We start from the raw sequence: 17,452 nt of genomic DNA on the forward strand, positions 1-17,452 counted from the left end.
CTTCCAGCTCTACGAAGCGCTGGACACCACCGCCCTCTGCGCGCTGCCTGCCTTCCAGGAGCACTCGCGCGACACCTTCGCGCTCCTCCTGGACAGCACCCGCCGCTTCGCCCGTGAGGTGCTCGCCCCCACCTACCGGCCCATGGACGCCGCCCCGCCCGTCTTCGAACACGGCCGCGTGCGCGTCCATCCGGCCATGCGCTCGCTCTACGCCGGCATGGTCGACCTGGGCCTGCTCACCGCCACCCGCCCTCCCGACGTCGGCGGCCAGCAGCTCCCCCTCACCGTGCACGCCGTGGCCAGCGCCTACCTCATGGCCGCCAACCTCAGCGCCTATGGCTACCTGGGCCTCACGATTGGCGCCGCGCACCTGCTGGAAGTCTTCGGCACGCCCTTCCTGCGCGACACCTTCATGGCCCGGCTGTACCGGGGCGAGTGGACCGGCACCATGGCCCTCACCGAGCCCCAGGCTGGCAGCAGCCTCGCGGACGTGAAGACGCGCGCCACGCCCGCCCCGGACGGCTCCTACCGCCTCCAGGGCTCCAAAATCTTCATCAGCGGCGGCGACCAGGACTTCACCGACAACGTCGTGCACCTCACCCTCGCCCGCATCGAGGGCGCGGAGGGCGGCACGCGCGGCGTGTCCCTCTTCGCCGTACCCGCGCGCAGGCCGAAAGGGGACACCTTCGCCCCCAACGACGTCCAGGTGGCCGGCGTCATCCACAAGATTGGCTGGCGCGGCCTGCCCAGCCTCGTCCTCAACTTCGGCGAAGCCAATGACTGTCACGGCTGGCTCGTGGGCCAGCCCGGACGCGGGCTCGCGTGCATGTTCCAGATGATGAACGAGGCGCGCATCATGGTGGGCCTCAACGGCGTGTCCACCGCCGCCGTCGCCTACCAGGAGTCGCTCGCCTACGCGCGAGAGCGCCCCCAGGGCCGCCCCGCGGGCATCCGCGACACCACGCGCGCCCAGTCCCCCATCATCGAACACGCGGACGTGCGGCGCATGCTGCTGCGCCAGAAGGCCATCGTGGAGGGCGGCCTCGCGCTCCTGCTCACCACCTCCACCCAGGCGGACCTCTCCCACCACGCTCAGGACGAAGCCACGCGCAAGCGCGCGCAGCTGCTGCTGGACCTGCTCACGCCCATCGCCAAGACGTTCCCCGCGGAGAAGGGCTTCGAAGCCAACGCGCTCGCGCTCCAGATCCACGGCGGCTACGGCTACTCCAGCGAGTACCTGCCGGAAGCGTGGCTGCGCGACCAGAAGCTCAACAGCATCCACGAGGGCACCACCGGCATCCAGGGCCTGGACCTGCTCGGGCGCAAGGCAGTGGCGGAGGGCGGCGCCGCGCTCCAGGCGCTCGACGAGGAGGTGCGCGCCACCACCACCCGCGCCCGCGCCGCCGGAGTGGAGCCCGCGTGGAGCGACGCGCTGGAGGACGCGCTCCAGCAGGCCGCGGCCCTCACGCTGGAGCTGGGCGCGCGCGGCATGGCGGGGGAAGTGGACGTGATGCTCCGCCACAGCACGGACTTCCTGGAGCTCTTCAGCGTGGTGGCCGTGGCGTGGCGCTGGCTCGCGCAGGCCGCCGCCTCGAAGGAAGGCCTCTCCCGTGCGCCCACGTCGGAGGACACCGCCTTCTACGAGGGCAAGCTCGCCGCCGCGCAGTACTGGTTCGCGGTGGAGGTGCCGCGCGTGCCGCTGCTCGCCCACCTGTGCCGTACGGGCGAGGACTCCTACGCGCGCATGCGTCCGGACTGGTTCTGACATGTCCGTCTCCTTCCACCTGTGCCAGCCCGGCGCGGGCGCCTCGTGCGGCGCCTGCTGCGGCCTCTACAACTTCCGGGACCACTCGCGCGCGGCGCTGACCCGGCGGCTCACCACGCAGACGGAGCGGCTCTCCCGCACGCCCCACACGCCCGAGGCCTACGCCGAGGCCGCGCGCGAGCTCACCGCGAACCGGGACGCCCCCGCGCTCTTCCCCATCGTGCGGGTGTGTCCCCTGCTGGGCTTCCTGGACGCGGAGCACCAGCGCGTGGGCTGCCTGGGCCACCCGCTGGTGACGGGCGGCACGGACCTGCGCGACTGCGGCGTCTACCGCGCCACCGTCTGTGAGACGTTCACCTGTCCGTCCTTCGGCTGGCTCACCGACGCCCAGGCCCGACTGGTCCAGGCCGCGTGCGCGGACTGGTACCTCTACGGGCTGGTCATCACCGACGTGGAGTTCGTGCGCGGCTGCCTGAAGCTCCTCGAGTGGGAGCTGGGAGGCCCCGCGTCCCCGGACCTGATGCGCGAGCGTCCCGAATCGCTCGCCGCCGTGCGCCGCCTCTTCGCCCTCAAGGAGACGGCCCCCGGCCGCGACGGACAGGCCGCCGTGTTCGGCCGCTTCACCCACGACACGGAAGGCGAACCCGCCCCGCGTTCACTCGACTACGCGGCGCTGGGCACGCGCGCCGCCCCCGAGGACGACGTGGTGCTGTGCCTGGGCTACACGCCCTCGGATGTGACGGAGCTGCTCACCGCCAGGGCGCTGGTGCGCGAGCACGTGCACGCAGTGGCCGCCACGTTCCCCGCGTAGCCTTCGCCATCCAGAACCCAACACCCCGTCGCACGCCGGACGCTTGCAACGACAGGGGGTCGTCCGCAGGTTTGCCTGCGGGAGGGTTGGCGGATGGGTGGACGGTGGATGTGGTGGGGGATGGTGGGGCTGTGCTCGCTCGCTTCCGGCTGTCAGGAGCATGACACCGAGGACGCGGTGCCGGCGTCACCGACGACGATGCAGGCCCGCGACTCCGCGAGCGGCGGACTGATGGTGCCGGCCACGCCCGCGCTGGCGCGGAACACCGTGGACGGCGACCGCGTCCCCAGTGGCGACGCGCTGCCCACGGCGAACGCGCAGGTGCCTCCGGACACGGCGCCGCCACCCGGTGCCCGGCCGCTGCCAGGCCCCCGCGTCAACGAGCCCGCGCAAGGCGCCACGGCGCAGGCCCCGGCCCGTCAGAACGCCCAGGCCAACCCGAACGCCGCCCGGCCCCCGCAGGCCGCTCCGGCGAATCCGACCCCCCAGCAGGCGAACGCCCAGCAGCGGCCCCAGGCCAACCCGGACGGCACGCCCGCGACGCAGGCGCCCGCCGAGGGCCGCGTGATGATTGGCGCCCAGGCCGTGCAGGCCAACGACGACGAGTCCTGGTACGAGGGCGCGGCCAAGGCGGCGCAGGCGGCGGTGACGGACACCTCCGCCAACCGGCCGCTGGAGCAGGTCGTCATCGCGTCCAGCACCGTGAGCGGCCGAGTGACACGCGTGGGCAGGGACACCCTGCACGTGCGCGACGGCGAGGGCACCGTCTACGAGCTCCAGCTCGACCAGCGCAGCCGCGGCCTGCGCCAGGGCCAGCGCGTTCCCCTCAAGGAGCTTGAGGAGGGCACCCCGGTGCGCGCGCAGTTCGTCCTCATGGGCGGCCGCACCGTCGCGCGCGACGTGCAAGTGCGGCGCTAGCTCGCGTTTCTTCCGACGCCTGAAACGACGACACCCGGGAAGCCATGTGGGCTCCCCGGGTGCCTGTCTTCGTCCCGGACTCCCTTCACGCGAAGGGAGCCGGGATGGATGCGGATGCGACTACCAGATGGCCTTGAGCGTCACGCCCGAGTAGGCGCTGTAGCCACGGATCTTCACGTAGTACTTGCCCGCGGTCGTCTTGGTGATGCTGCACGACTCGTTGTTGCCGGACAGGTACGGACGGCAGTCGTACGAGGTGGTCGTCGGCGAGGAGCCGAACTTCACGTGCATGTCCGCGTCGCCCGTGCCGCCCGCGGTGGAGAAGGTGACCGTCTTGTTCGCCGGCACGTCCACGGTGATCCACTCGTTGGTGAACGAGCCGGAGGCGCCGGAGATGCCCGTCACCGGGACGTTGTTCTGCAGCACGTTGCCGCCACCACCGCCGGGGGCCGTGAAGCTGCCCTTCAGCGTCACGTTCGCGTACGTGGAGTAGGCGTTCAGCATCACGTAGTACGTGCCCGCCTGGATGTTGGTGATGGTGCACGTCTCCGCGTTGCCGCTGGCGTACGGACGGCAGTCGTAGGTCGAGGCGTCCGGCACCGCGCCGAACTTCACGTACAGGTCCACGTCACCCGTGCCACCCGTGGTGGTGAACGTCAGGGCCGTGGCGCCCGCCGGAACGACCAGCGAGTAGTACTTGGAGTTGCCCGAGCTGTCGCCCAGGCCCGTCACCGCCGTGCCGTTGGTCAGCGGGATGGAGGTCGGGGGCGTCACAGTGCCACCCACGCCCACCGCTTCCCAGGCGGCCTTCACCGCGTCCTGCGTGGCCTGGTCGTAGCCCAGGTCCGAGGCGGCCTGGATGGTCCACGTCTTCGCCTGCGCGAACGTGGTGCCCGCCGTGTAGATGTCGGTGTTGGCCTTGTACCAGATGCGAGCGGCCTTCTCGACGCCGATGGCCGGCACGTTGATGGTGCTGCGACCGCGCGGGTGCACGCCGCCCTTGGAGAGCAGCGCGAACGCCAGGTTCGGCACGCCGGAGCTGTAGTGCACGTCCGTGCCGGACGTCACGTTGGCCGCCCAGTCCTTGGACGCGCCGTCCTTCGCCGGGTCGTCCATGTAGCGCAGGGCGTCGTTCGGCGTGCCCGGCGTCCACACGTCCTCGCCCACCATCCAGATGTCCGCCGCGGTGCTCCAGCCGTTGACGCGGCTCTCGCAGACGGCGCCGAAGGTGTCGGACATCGCCTCGTTCAGACCGCCGGACTGACCGGAGTACGTGAGGTTGGACTCGTACTCCGTCACGGCGTGGGTCAGCTCGTGGACGGTGACGTCCGCGTCCTTGCCCAGCTCGATGGAGTTCACGCCGTCGCCGTCGCCGTACACCATCTGGGTGCCGTCCCAGTAGGCGTTCACGTAGTTGCGGCTGTAGTGCACCGTGCTGATGAGCGCCGTGCCCGCGTTGTTCAGCGAGTCGCGGTTGAAGAGCACCTTGTAGCAGTCGTAGGTGTAGCCCAGCATGTCGTAGTTCATGTCGACATGCGAGTCACCGATGGCCGCCTGGCCCTCGCTGCGCTTGAGCGTGCCCGGGGTGCTGGTGCCGTTGTTCGCGCTGTACACCTTGCGGTTGAGCGCGGTGTGGATCTCCGGCGCGCGCAGCACGATGGAGCCGTCCTGGGCGCTCACGTACACGCGGTCGCGCAGGGGCATCAGGTCGTTCTCGCCCGTGACCTTCACCTCATACGCCAGGCGCAGCGCGCCTTCCTCGGTGCGCACGTACACCAGGCGGGGAGCACCCTGGACCTCCAGGCCCGTGCCCACCGTGGAGCTCAGCGCCGCATCCCGCGCGGACGCGGCCGCGATGCGCGGCAGCGCGGACACGTTCAGGCCGTCGCGCGCGGAGCCGTTGGCGCGGAACACCGTGCCGTCCGGACGCACGTGCACCACCAGCTCACCGCCGACCACTTCCAGGCCGTTCTTCGTCTGCGTGAAGCGCAGGTGCTGGTTGCCCTGCTCGTCGGTGTTCGACTTGCGCAGCACCATGTCGTCCGCGTTCAGCCGGAACGCCGGGGCCACGCCCGCGACCGCCTGGCGGCTCGCGTCCAGCGTGTTCAGCGTCCGCTCCACCCGGCCCAGCTCGCCCCGGATGCTGTCGGGGATGCCGTCCGCGTGCACGCCCAGCACCTGGGCACCACCGAGCGCGTTCAGCGTGCTCTGGATGTCCTCGCCCGACTTCTCCTGCTCAGGCGCCTGCGTCTCCTCTCCCGAGGAACCCTGCGTACCGCACGCCGTCAGAGCCACGCCCAACCAGGCCGCGCCAATCGTCTTCAACAGTCGATGAGCCAACGCGATACCTCCATGAAGAAACAGCGGGATGATACGTGACACACTTGAAATCATCAGAGCAACTACTTTTTGGCAAAAGTACGTTTAGCCACTTTTACCCGCCATGCTGAGCAAACCTAGAGAACCTGAATTGCCGTTCTGGAAAATTTCAACAGCTTTGCAGCTCTTCACCGGCTCTCCTGAGAGAACGGACCTGCCCCCAGGATGTCTCAAAAAATGTTTCATGAGACGGGCGGAAGGGTGCATCAGGGGTCTGACATGACGCGGAACGCCGGGCGCCGGTGGACGGAAGGGCTGTGCGTGGGGGTGCTGCTGGCGCTCACGGCCTGCGCGTCGCGGGCGCCGGTGGTGACGCAGGTGCCCGCGCCGCCCACGTTGTCGGTGGCGCAGGTGGCGCGGCTCCTGCCCGCGAAGGTGAAGGGGGTGGAGCGCGAGGGCTGGGCAGGTGACGTGCTGGCGGCCCTGGACGCGGAGGCGATTCCCGCCGCGGCGCCGGAGGTGTGTCAGGTGCTGGCCATCATCGAACAGGAGTCCGGCTTCCAGGCGGACCCCGCCGTGCCGGGGCTGCCCAAGCTGGTGCGTCAGAAGCTGGACGGCACTGCGGGACGGCTGGGTCCGCTGGGACGCCGGCTGCTGGAAGACGTCCTCGCGGCGAAGCCGAAGGGGGCGAAGCGCACCTTCGGGGCGCGGCTGGACACCCTGCGCACGGAGCGGGACCTGGACCGGCTCTTCCGGGACATGCTGGCGTACTACGAAGCGGAGTACCCGGCGGCGTACGCGGCCGCGGACCTGGCCAGCTCGCTGTTCGGCCCGTCCTCGTTCGCGGGGCAGAACCCCGTCACCACCGCGGGCTCCATGCAGGTCAGCGTGCGCTACGCGGTGGCGAAGGCGGGCCCGGACGCGGATCCGGTGGCGGTGCGCGAGTCGCTCTACACGCGCGCGGGCGGCGTGCGCTACGGAACCTCCCGGCTGCTGGGCTTCGAGGCCGCGTACGACGCACCGCTCTACCGCTTCGCGGACTTCAACAGCGGCGTCTACAGCTCGCGCAACGCGGCGCTACAGGCCCAGGTCAGCCGGCTCACCGGCGTCGCCCTGGCGACCGACGGCGACCTCCAGCTGTACGACAAGGAGGGTGAGCCGCGCGGCGAGGACAGCCAGAGCCTCAAGGCGCTGCTCCTCTTCCGTCAGCGCTACGCGCCGGACCTGAGCGAGCGCCGGGTGCGCCGGGACGTGGAGGAGGAGAAGACGGCGGACTTCGAGAAGACGGACACGTACCTGGCGGTGAAGCGCGTGTACGCGAACCGGACGGGACAGGCGCCCGCCTACGCCCAGCTGCCCCAGGTGACGCTCAAGAGCGTGAAGCTGAGCGGGGAGCGCTCCACCGCGTGGTTCGCGAAGTCGGTGGACGCCCGCTACCAGCAGTGCATGGCCCGCCACCGCCAGCCTGCGCGGTAGCGGGCCGCCACGTCGGGACTACGGCGTGGTGAAGACGGCGCTGAACGTGTCCGCGGTGATGATGGGCAGCAGCTCCCCGGTGACGTACGGCGCGCGCGAGGGCTCGTAGTTCGGCGAACCCTCCGCCATCACGCGCACGTAGTAGGTCGACCCGGGCAGCAGCAGACCCGGCGGCAGGCGGACCTGCGTCCGGTCACCGGGCACGTAGAAGCGCACCGTCGGGTTGGCGGCGAAGGTGTCGATCAGCTGGATGACGGACACGGTGTAGTTCCGGGGCGTGCCCATGACGGGGGCTCGCCAGTCGATGACCGGCTGGTTGGAGCCCACGACGCGCGACACGTAGGCATCCACGCCGTCGATGCGCAGCTCCCGCGGCGGTGAGACGGACGGCTGGATGGGACCCGCGATGAGGTGGTCCAGCCGGTCGGTGACGTAGATGCTGCCGCTGGGGTAGTGGGTCCGGCCCCCCACGACGACGGGCGTCGCGGACCGGAACGAATAGCCGACGGAGCCCACCACGCCCCAGTTGGACGGATAGGGATTGCCGTAGGCGAGCCGGCTCGCGATGACGCCATTCTCACCGCGTGGCAGCCACATGTTGAAGAGCTCTCCCTGGTAGCCCACCCAGCCGTGCTGGTAGCCGAACGGCGCGGGCACCAGCGCCATGGAGGGATAGCTGAGCGTGCCGCTGGGGTTCGCGTCCGAGCGCCAACGGGTGAACTCGTTCAGGCGCCATTCCAGGGAGAAGGGCGTCTGCCTCACGAGCGCCAACGTGGCCTCGAGCGGCAGCGAAGTGGTGCCGTCCGGGGTGAACGAGAACGACGGCAGGTGCGCGCTGCTCGCCACGGACTGGTACGCCAGGGTCCCGCCGCTCGGCAGCGTGCCGGCATGCACGGAGTTGAGCTGGTTCACGTAGAGGCGGTCGCCCTTCGACGCATCCAGGACGGGCGCTCCGTAGCCGGTGCTGAAGTACGCGTAGGCGTACGGGTCGACGATGGACGTGTCACCGGCCTGGGTCCACAGGGACGACGTGCTGTAGAGGTCCACGTCCGCGCTGATGAGCTGCACGGAGCTGCCCGGCTCGGAGATGGACGTGTAGTCCTGCCACGGATCCAGGTTGAAGAGCTCCGCCGACATGGGGGACTCGGTGACGGGCACGTAGACGGCGTCCGGCCGGCCAATGCGGTTGACGCCCAGGTCGAAGCGGCGCTCGCGCGTCAGGAAGTAGTGCCGGCTCGAGCGCAGGAAGTACTCACCGTCCGGAACGTTGTCGAAGCGCATGCCCCCCGCCACCGGCGTGCCGGTGTACCGGTCGAAGTCGACGCCGTTGGGGACCAGGATTTCCAGGTCGCGGCCGGCCAGGTTCTGGGGAACCACCGCCACCCCGGCGCTGGAGTGGAAGCGCGTGTCCGCAGTCACCAGCACGGACGTGCCCGCGTCCACCGGCCCCGTGCCCGCGTCGGGCTCACCACAGCCCGGCAGCATGTCCTCGTTGGCGATGACCGCGGTCCCCTCGCGGGGGTCCAGCGCGATTTCGGGAGGGTTCACCTCCTCGGAGGAAGGCGCGGCTTCCCCGCAGCCCAGCCAGGCCGCGCAGGTGGGGACGAGCAACAAAGACAGACGTCGCAAGGGCATGGATGCCCCTTCGCGACAAGAATTTGGCAGTGTTTGTCCGGTCCCGGCCCCGACCAGACACTGCCACCTATACGCGAAGGGTCTGACTTCCTGGATATTTAATTCTTGATTGGTAATTCCGGTGGGCGCGCTTCAAGGCTTGCGCCCACCTCCGTCTGACATTTATCGGCCCGGAGCCGTCGGCGGGGCGAAGCGCTTGTCGGAGATCTTCATCTCCGTGACGGGACCGTACTTGCGGGCCACGTCGCGCAGGGCCTCCGCCTTGCCAATGAGGACGAACGTCAGGTCCTCCTGGGCGGGCAGGACGCGCTGGAGCACGGTGTGCACGCTGCCGCGGGTGGCCGAGGACACGGCGTCCGCGAACCCGTTCACGTCCTGTGCGTCCAGTCCGTAGAACGCCAGCTCCGACAGCTTCATGGCCAGCTGCTCCCCGGTCTCCAGCGTCGGCGGGAACTGCCCCAGGACATAGGCCTTGGCGGAGGCGAGCATGGCGTCATCCATGCCGTCCTGGCGGTAGCGCGCGAGCACGTCCAGCGCCAGGTCGATGGCACGGCCCGTGGTGGCCGTCTGGGTATAGGACGTCAGGACGACGGTGCCGGGCTGGAGGGCCGGGGCCAGCGCGGAGCGTGCACCATAGGTGAGGCCGGTCTTCACGCGCAGCTCGGTGTTGAGCAGCGAGGTGAAGCGGCCGCCCAGCACGGTGTTGCCCAGCTCCGCCACGACGCGGTCCGGGTCGGTGCGGCGGATGCCGGTGTTGCCGATGGCGAAGTAGGTCTGGGTGGCGTCGGGCTTGTCCACCAGCAGCACGTGGCGGCCCTTCGTGGGCGCGGTGGCGGGCACGGCGGCGAGCGACTGTGCCGCCGGGGCCCATCCGCCCAGCGCGGCCTCCAGCTTCGCGGCCAGCTGCTTCGCGTCGAAGTCGCCCACGACGGAGAGGATGAGCCGGTCCCCGCCCAGGTTCGCCTTCGCCCAGCCGAGCACGTCGCTCCGGCTGATGCCCGGCAGCGACGCCTCACTGCCCACCGCGGATCCGCCGTACGGGTGCGAGGGGAAGTGGAAGGCGTTGAAGTACACGCCAATGAGCATGCGCGGGTCGCCGTCCTTGGCGGAGGCGATCTCCGACACGCGCAGCGCGCGGGCCTTCTCCAGCTCCTGCGCGTCGAAGCGAGGGCGCACGAGCATGTCCGACAGCAGCTCCACCATCAGCGCGGTGTCGCGGGACTGGAAGCTGCCGTTGAGGACGAGCGCCTCGCGTGCGGGCACGACGTCCAGCTCGCCGCCCACGCCGTCCACGGCGTCGGCGAACTGCTGGGCGTTGCGAGAGCCCGCGCCCTTCTGGAGCAGCTCGGCGGTGAGCGCGGCCAGGCCTTCCTTGCCGGCGGGGTCGGTGACAGCGCCGCCCTTGAGCCATGCGCTGAAGGACACCAGTGGCAGCTCGTGCTTCTCCACGAGGAGCAGCCGCACGCCGTTCTTCAGCGTGACGGAGGTCGTCTCCGGCAGCGTCACGCCCTTCGTGGACAGCGGGACCGCGGGCGCGGGCGTGGCCGGTGCCGGGGCTTCCGGCGGCGTGGGCGCGGAGGAGGGAGCGGGCGTCGGCGCGGTCGCGCACGCGGAGGTGAACAGCAGCGCGGCGAGGGTGGAGCGCATCATGTGGGGACCCGAGAAACGAAGGCGGAAGGAAGCACTCATCGCGCGGACTCCTTGCTGGCCGGGGCAGCGGGAGCCGTGGTGGGGACGAGCCAGCCCACGGTGCGGTGGTCGGGGTTGAAGATGCGGGCGGCCAGCGCCTTCACGCCGTCGCGGGTGACCTGCTCGTAGCGCGAGGGCGCGTCGAACAGGGCCTTCCAGTCTCCCCGGAAGGTGGCGGCGTTCCCCAGCTCGCGGGAGCGGCCGCTGTTGGTCTCCAGCTTGCGCCAGAAGGTGGCCAGGGCCACGTTGCGCGCCTTGCGCAGCTCCGCGTCGGTGACACCGTCCTTCACCACGCGAGCCAGCTCCGCGGTGAGCAGCGCCTCCGTCTTCGCCAGGTCACCGCCCGGCGTCAGGTCCACGGAGAACCAGACGAGCGACGGGTCGAATCCCCCGGCCGTGGAGCTCCGGACGCGGATGGCCACGCGCGCCTCGTCCACCAGCTTGCGGTGCAGGCGCGACGAGTCCCCGTGCGAGAGGATGAGGCCCAAGAGCTCCAGCGTCTCCATGTCCGGGTCGTTGGCGGCGAGGCCGTGGTAGGCGACCTGGAGCAGCGGGGACTGCGCCAGCTTCTTCACGACGATGCGCCGCTCGCCCTGCTGTTCGGGTTCCTTGGTGCGCACGGGCTCTGGCGCGGGCTGCGAGGGGATGGTGCCCAGCGTGGCCTCCACCTGCTCGAAGACGCGGGCCGGATCCAGGTCGCCCGCGAGGACGAGCGTGGCGTTGTTGGGGGCGTAGTACGTCTTGAAGTACTGCTGGAGGTCCTCCATGCGCCAGGACTCGATGTCGGACGGCCAGCCGATGACGGGAATCTGGTACGGATGCGCGACGAAGGCGGTGGCCTGCAGCTGCTCCTGGAGCGCGCCGTTGTTGTCATTGTCCACGCCCGAGCGGCGCTCGGAGTAGACGACACCGCGCTCGGACTCGATGACCTTGGGGTCGAAGGAGAGCGACTGGAGCCGGTCCTGTTCCAGGTCCAGGATGAGGGGCAGCGCGGAGGCCGGGAACCAGTCCAGGTAGACGGTGACGTCCTCGGAGGTGAAGGCGTTGTTGGAGCCGCCGTTGGCCTCCATGACGCGGTCGAACTCACCGGGGCCGTACTTCTTCGCGCCGTTGAACATCATGTGCTCGAAGAAGTGGGACAGGCCGGTGATGCCGGGGCGCTCGTTGCGGCTGCCCACGCGGAACCAGTTGGCGAGCGCCACGTTGGGGATGTCGTGGTCCGGCCAGACGATGACGGTGAGCCCGTTCTTCAGCGTGCGGGCCTGGATGTCCGAGCCCAGCTTCGCGACGGGGGTGGAGGCGGCTGCGGGCTTCGCGGAAGGCTCGGCGACGGCCTGGGCCCCGGCCTGGGGCGCACCCAGGAGGGCCAGACAGGCGAACCACGACAACGGTGGACGGAACATCCTTGCTCCTGGGGAGGGACCACGGCGGCGCCCGGGAACGGGCGGCCACGCACCCTATTCCAGAAACGCCGCGTGGGTGCGCGGCTCCGGCTCAATCCTCGGGGGTCCCCGCGCCGAAGCGCAGCAGCCCCAGGAGCTGCGTGGGGGACAGCGCGGCCGCGCCGTCCGCCTCGGACAGGAGGCTGTCCGCCAGCTCCCGCTTCTCCGCGTGGAGGGCGAGGATGGCCTCCTCGATGGTGCCTTCGGAGACGAACCGCGACACGGTGACGGGACGCGTCTGCCCGATGCGGTGGGCCCGGTCGGAGGCCTGGTCCTCCACCGCGGGGTTCCACCACGGATCCAGATGGAGCACGTGGTCCGCGCCGGTGAGGTTGAGGCCGGTGCCGCCTGCCTTGAGCGAGATGAGGAAGAGCGCGCCCTCCCCTCGCTGGAAGGCCTCCACGCGGGCCTGCCGCTCCGCCGCGGGCGTCCGTCCATCCAGGTACTGGAACGAAATGCCCCGCGCCTCCAGCGCGTCGCGCACCAGGGCCAGGTGGCGAACGAACTGGCTGAAGACGAGCGCGCGGCCTCCCTCCGCCATCAACTCGTCCACCCGCTCCAGCACGCGCTCCAGCTTGGAGGAGGACAGCCCCGTGTCCGGATCCACCAGGCGGGGATGACAGGCGGCCAATCGCAGTCGGGTGAGCGCGGCCAGCATCTCGAAGCGCTGGTCTCCGCCAGGAGTTCCCTCGCCCAGCCGGGCCAGGGCCGCGAGCCGCACGTCGTCGTACACGCGCCGCTCGGCGTCCGACAGCGTGACGGGCACCACCGTGTCCACGCGCGGAGGCAGCTCGCGCGCCACGTTTGCCTTGGTGCGGCGCAGGAGGAAGGGGCGCACCAGCCGGGCCAGGGACGCGCGCGCATCCGCGTTCCGGTCCCGCTCGATGGGGACGGCGAACCGCGAGTGGAAGGACTCGCGCCCGCCCAGCAGGCCGGGGAACAGCAGGTGGAAGAGGCTCCACAGCTCGGACAGGCGGTTCTCCACCGGCGTGCCGGTGAGCGCCACGCGGGCCTCGGCCTTCACGCCGCGCAGCGCGCGGGCCCGGGCCGTGTCCGGGTTCTTCACCGCCTGCGCTTCGTCCACCACCAGCGTGGCGAAGGTCACATCCGAAAGCTTCGCGGCGTCCCTCGCCAGGAGTCCGTAGCTGATGATCAGCACGTCCCGGGGCCCCAGCCGGGCCGGCAGGGCGTCCCGGTCCGCGTCCTGCCAGACGTGCACGCGCAGCGACGGCGCGAAGCGGGCGGCCTCGCGCACCCAGTTGCCGCGCAGGGACGTGGGCGCCACCACCAGCGCGGGGCCGGCCGCCGCGCGAAACAGCAGCAGGGCCAGCGCCTGGACCGTCTTGCCCAGGCCCATGTCGTCCGCGAGGCACGCGCCCGCGCCCCACGAGGCCAGCCGCGCGAGCCACACGAAGCCCTCGCGCTGGTAGTCGCGCAGCTCCGCCTTCAGGCTCCGGGGCACGCGCACCGCGCGCGCGTGGGCATCACGGATGCGCTTCGCCAGTTGGAGCCAGTCCGGGGGCGCCTGGACGCTCGCGCCCGCCTTCTTCAGCGTGTCCAGCGCGGGCGCCGCCGCGGCGCTCACCTCCAGTCCCTTGCGCCCCGGGTGCGCCACGTCCGCGAGCGGGGTCAGCTGCTCGCGCAGCGCCTCCGTCAGGCGCATCCAGCGCCCCTTCCCCAGCGGGACATAACGCTGGCGGCGGCGCACGGCCTCCAGCAGGACCGCCAGCTCCACGCGCGCGCCCTCCAGCTCCACGCCGCCCTTCGCGCCGAACCAGTCGTGCTCCCGCAGGATCTGGACCCGCACGTTCGAGGTCTCCGGGCGCGTCACGGTCCAGGGCTGCTCCGCCCACTCCACGCGCAGCTCCGGACCCGCGAGCGGCTCCAGCGCCTCCAGCAACTGGAGCGCGTCCTCGGCGGTGTCGCGCGTGAAGTGATACATGCCGGTCGGCAATGACAGACGCGAGAGGAGCGCGTCCGCCTCCTTCCGCTCCGCGTCCAGGTCGCGCCGGACCATGACGCGCTCCTTGTCCCGCTGGCCGCGGACCACGGGAGCGCCCTCGCCCACGGGCTGGGGAGGCGCCTCCGGCAGGGGCCTCACGAGGAGCGAGACCTCCAGCGCGGAGTCCTCCACCGCGCGCAGCCGCGCCAGCAGGCCCGGGCTGGCCTCCACGGGGCGGGGCTCCAGGGCCGGCGGCAGCGCCACCGGGAAGGCCGCCTCCAGCGTGGAGAGGTGCTCCAGGAACGCGCCGCGCTGCCCCTCGGAGACGTAGGTGCCGTGGCGCGCCAGGGATTCGAGCAGGGCCCTTGCGTCGGGGGGCACGGTCACCAGGGTGACCCCCGGCGCGGCGGGCTCGACGAGCAGCCACGGCTGGGAGGTCAGCGGCCCCTCGGGAGGCGGCGTCAGGGCCTCCGCGGTCACGGGGCGCCCGTCCACCGCGGGCCGCAGGCGCAGGGCCTGTCCATCCTGCTCCAGGGCGAAGCCCAGCGACGCCTCCCGCACCCGCGCCGGGGCGTCCGCGCCGCCGGCGATCCGGAGCCGGGGGCTGCGCGCGAGCGACCGCAGCGCCTGGAGCAGCAGCGCGTACGGCGCGCCGCCCCCCATGTCGTCCATGGGCCCGTCGTATATCCCATACATCACCGAGTGCCGCTCCATCCGCTCCCCCGCTTCGAGGAGGGACCAGGCGCGGCGCTCATCCGGGTCCTGGAGCGACGGGAGCAGCTTGCCGCGGTCGTACCCGGCGACGGCATGGCCCTGGGTCAGCCCACCCTTCTTCGAGGGGAAGTGCAGATAGGGCCGGAGCCGCCAGCCGCGCGAGAACTCCGGCTCCAGCCGGAAGGTGACGAAGCGCCCGTCCGCCGGGGCCTCTTCGCGAACCGTCCGCTCCAGGGCGGAGGCCGTCAGCGCGGACAGCAGCTCGCGCCCCGGCGCTTCGAGCAACAGCTCCGCCAGCCGCACGGCGAGTGAGGCCTGTTTCGGCTGCACCAGGAACGCCAGCGCCGCGTCGACGGCGGTCAGGGCATGGGCGCAGGTGGCCTCGGCGTCCCCGGGGCTGCACTGACAGGCCACGCCCGGGCGGCCCTCCATCAGGGCGCGAGGGTCGAGCCCGGCGAAGCCTTCGGCCTGGGCGCTCTCGGAGTGGTGCGTGGGGCGCCACACCGCGAGCTCCGGGTCCTTCACGAGCAGCCGCAAGGGGCGCTCCGCGAGGATGACCGTGGGAACCGGGGACAACGAGCGTGGCAGGGCCTGCTCGCGGATCCGCGCGCGGGCCCGCGTCAGCGCATCCAGCAGCGGGGCGAGGCGGCCATCCGTGGGCGGCGGCAGGGGCTGCGCGGAGGCTTCATGGGCCAGCCCGCGCGACACGCGCCCTGCCTCGTCGCGGACCCACTGCCAGGCGGCCTCCGCGAGCATCTTCTGCTCCAGGGCCGTCGCGCGGCGGAGCTTCGAGCTGCCCTCCAGCGCGTCCACCACCGTGGCCTTGCGCAGCACGGGGAGGACGTGCCGCGTGGAGGGGGCGGACAGCAGGGGCGCCAGCACGGCCAGGGGCACGGCGCGGGCACGTCCGACCTGGTGCTCCACCAGCCACCGCTGGATGTCGACGGGCGTGGAGGGCCGCGCGGGGGCCTCCACGCGGCGCTCGGAAACAGACGGCTGGGACGGAGCAGCGCGCCGCACCTGGAGCCCGGAGGCCTGGAGCCACGCGAGCCCGACCGCGACCGCGTGCGCGCAGACCCCCTCGTCCCAGTACGCGGCGCATTCACACTCGAGCAGCAGCCCCCGGGAGTCGGGGTCCACGCAGAGGGCCGCGTCGAACATGCGCCCGGTGCCTTCCTCGGTGACGGTCCCCCGGACACACTCCTGGGAGGGCGGCCGCACGTCCACCGCCTCCTGAAGGAGCCACCGCCGGGCCTGGGCGAACATCTCCCGGTCGGCCAGCTCCTGGAGATGTTTCCGGGTAATCCGTTGCCGGAGCGAAGAGGAGGACGAGGAAGTGCGGGAGGGCATCGGGTGGGAAACTACCCATGGGGTCGTCCTCCCACGAGCCCTGTCTTCAAGTCGTCACGCCGGAGCCTCCGCGAGTGGACACCCGGCGGCCCGGCGAGCGCTCCCAGCGGACGCTAGGCGCCCAGCACCTGCCGCAGCACGGCCTGGAAGTAGTTCGTGCTGCCGACGTGGCCCGCGTGCAGCTTGGCGGACTGGTGGAGTCGCTGGGCCACGGCCTCGAACTCCGCCTGGCTGACGTCGCGCAGGGACAGGTACAGGCGGGCGGCGGCGCGCAGGTAGGAGAAGAGCGCGTTCTTGTGGTGGCCGTCGGGCCGGCGCGCGAGGTGCCGGTAGAGCTGGGAGAACTCCTGGTCGACCTCCGCGTGGCGGGTGTCGCGGCAGAAGCCGGCGGCGGTGGCCTCGATGAGGAAGAAGAACGGCTCGTACTCCGGGAAGGGAGGCCGGCTGAAGTCAGGGGGCTGCTTGTTCCCGGTCCACAGCGCGGAGATGGGCTGCAGGCGCACGTGGGCGGTGACGTCACCGAAGCGCACGGGCACCTCGTCGCCCACGACCTTCACCTGGCCCTGCTCGTCCCGTTCCACGGGGATGAACAGGCGCATGGGGTCCTCCACCTTCACGCCCGCCTTCTCCAGCTCCGCCACCACGTTCGCGTCCATTGCGTTGATGAACCTCCGGGACACCCATCTACCGCGTCGCGCCCGGATGTGCACCCGGTGCGTCGACCGGGAGGCCCCAGGCCAGCGACAGGGCAAGCCCCATCAGTCCGAGCGGATGGCCAGGAGCGGATCCACCCGGGTGGCCCGGCGGGCCGGGAGCCAGCAGGCCAGCAGCGCCACCGCCCCGAGCAGCGCCGCCACGCCTCCGAACGTGAGGGGGTCGTGGGCCGTGACGCCGTAGAGCTGGCTCTCCAGGACGCGAGCCAGCGCCAGCGCACCCGCGAGCCCCAGCCCGATGCCCGCGCCCGCCAGCAACGCACCGTGCCCCATGACGAGCCAGAGCACATCCGCGGAGCGCGCGCCCAGGGCCATGCGGATTCCAATCTCCCGCGTCTGTTGCGACACCAGATAGGAGATGACGCCGTAGAGCCCCGCCGACGAGAGCACCAGCGCCACGACGGCGAAGCCCCCCAGCAGCCACAGCACCAGCCGCCGCATGCCCAGCGACTGCTCAATGACCTGCTCCATCGTCAGCGCACGGTGGACCGGCACGTCCGAATCCAGCCGCCGCACCACCTCCCGGAGCGCTGGCGTGAGCCCTTCTGGGCCCCCCCCGGTACGCAGCACCAGCACCATCCCGTTGTCGCCCCAAGGCCTGCCGTAGGGGACGTGCAGCTCCGCGAGCGGCACCTTGTCCAGCCCGGCCTGGCGCACGTCGCCCACCACCCCCACGAT

Annotated in this window: 11 protein-coding genes; 4 read left to right on the top strand and 7 right to left on the bottom strand. The window is 71.4% G+C overall.

Annotation, left to right across the window (positions count from 1 at the left end):
• From D7Y11_RS34740 to D7Y11_RS34750, 3 genes are all read left to right on the top strand, one after another.
• Positions 1-1,765, top strand: a 1,765-nt coding sequence (locus D7Y11_RS34740; RefSeq protein WP_148139253.1) for an acyl-CoA dehydrogenase, incomplete at its 5' end; no start/stop codon positions are given.
• A gap of 1 nt (position 1,766) precedes the next feature.
• Positions 1,767-2,576, top strand: a complete 810-nt coding sequence (locus tag D7Y11_RS34745) for a hypothetical protein (RefSeq protein WP_120579802.1) — start codon at positions 1,767-1,769, stop codon at positions 2,574-2,576.
• Positions 2,577-2,669: 93 nt separating this feature from the next.
• Positions 2,670-3,494: a hypothetical protein gene (locus tag D7Y11_RS34750; RefSeq protein ID WP_233597347.1), complete on the top strand. Its 825-nt coding sequence runs from the start codon at positions 2,670-2,672 to the stop codon at positions 3,492-3,494.
• Positions 3,495-3,614: 120 nt separating this feature from the next.
• On the opposite strand, the gene D7Y11_RS34755 is transcribed toward D7Y11_RS34750, so the two are convergent.
• The gene (locus D7Y11_RS34755) at positions 3,615-5,834 is read right to left on the bottom strand and encodes a M4 family metallopeptidase (protein WP_121755396.1); all 2,220 of its coding nucleotides are present in this window, start codon (positions 5,832-5,834) and stop codon (positions 3,615-3,617) included.
• A gap of 258 nt (positions 5,835-6,092) precedes the next feature.
• On the opposite strand from D7Y11_RS34755, the gene D7Y11_RS34760 reads away from it, so the two are divergent.
• A complete protein-coding gene (locus tag D7Y11_RS34760) occupies positions 6,093-7,289 on the top strand; it encodes a DUF1615 domain-containing protein (protein ID WP_120579799.1) in 1,197 nt (398 codons plus the stop codon).
• Positions 7,290-7,307: 18 nt separating this feature from the next.
• Here D7Y11_RS34760 and D7Y11_RS34765 read toward each other — a convergent pair whose 3' ends face one another.
• The 6 genes from D7Y11_RS34765 to D7Y11_RS34790 all read right to left on the bottom strand — a co-directional run.
• Positions 7,308-8,924 carry a hypothetical protein gene (locus D7Y11_RS34765; protein WP_126935828.1) on the bottom strand — a complete coding sequence of 539 codons (1,617 nt, stop codon included), beginning with the start codon at positions 8,922-8,924 and terminating at the stop codon, positions 7,308-7,310.
• A 162-nt stretch (positions 8,925-9,086) separates the two neighbouring features.
• Complete coding sequence (locus tag D7Y11_RS34770) at positions 9,087-10,574, bottom strand: pitrilysin family protein (protein WP_233597346.1); 1,488 nt, start codon at positions 10,572-10,574, stop codon at positions 9,087-9,089.
• A 35-nt stretch (positions 10,575-10,609) separates the two neighbouring features.
• Positions 10,610-12,016 carry a pitrilysin family protein gene (locus tag D7Y11_RS34775; RefSeq protein ID WP_121777510.1) on the bottom strand — a complete coding sequence of 469 codons (1,407 nt, stop codon included), beginning with the start codon at positions 12,014-12,016 and terminating at the stop codon, positions 10,610-10,612.
• A gap of 91 nt (positions 12,017-12,107) precedes the next feature.
• Positions 12,108-15,977, bottom strand: a complete 3,870-nt coding sequence (locus D7Y11_RS34780; protein ID WP_233607480.1) for a DEAD/DEAH box helicase — start codon at positions 15,975-15,977, stop codon at positions 12,108-12,110.
• A 197-nt stretch (positions 15,978-16,174) separates the two neighbouring features.
• Positions 16,175-16,717 (bottom strand): hypothetical protein, encoded by a 543-nt coding sequence (locus tag D7Y11_RS34785; RefSeq protein WP_120579794.1) that lies wholly within the window; start codon positions 16,715-16,717, stop codon positions 16,175-16,177.
• Positions 16,718-16,819: 102 nt separating this feature from the next.
• Positions 16,820-17,452, bottom strand: a 633-nt coding sequence (locus D7Y11_RS34790; protein WP_126935830.1) for an FtsX-like permease family protein, incomplete at its 5' end; no start/stop codon positions are given.

The sequence above is a fragment of the Corallococcus sp. AB018 genome (assembly GCF_003986945.1).
GTDB lineage: Bacteria > Myxococcota > Myxococcia > Myxococcales > Myxococcaceae > Corallococcus > Corallococcus exiguus.

Bases quoted from the DNA above. Each gene is read 5' to 3' on its own strand.
- D7Y11_RS34750 (WP_233597347.1), top strand. From the start codon at position 2,670: ATGGGTGGACGGTGGATGTGGTGGGGGATGGTGGGGCTGTGCTCGCTC.
- D7Y11_RS34745 (WP_120579802.1), top strand. From the start codon at position 1,767: ATGTCCGTCTCCTTCCACCTGTGCCAGCCCGGCGCGGGCGCCTCGTGC.
- D7Y11_RS34780 (WP_233607480.1), bottom strand. From the start codon at position 15,977: ATGTTCGCCCAGGCCCGGCGGTGGCTCCTTCAGGAGGCGGTGGACGTG.
- D7Y11_RS34765 (WP_126935828.1), bottom strand. From the start codon at position 8,924: ATGCCCTTGCGACGTCTGTCTTTGTTGCTCGTCCCCACCTGCGCGGCC.
- D7Y11_RS34770 (WP_233597346.1), bottom strand. From the start codon at position 10,574: ATGATGCGCTCCACCCTCGCCGCGCTGCTGTTCACCTCCGCGTGCGCG.
- D7Y11_RS34775 (WP_121777510.1), bottom strand. From the start codon at position 12,016: ATGTTCCGTCCACCGTTGTCGTGGTTCGCCTGTCTGGCCCTCCTGGGT.
- D7Y11_RS34785 (WP_120579794.1), bottom strand. From the start codon at position 16,717: ATGGACGCGAACGTGGTGGCGGAGCTGGAGAAGGCGGGCGTGAAGGTG.
- D7Y11_RS34760 (WP_120579799.1), top strand. From the start codon at position 6,093: ATGACGCGGAACGCCGGGCGCCGGTGGACGGAAGGGCTGTGCGTGGGG.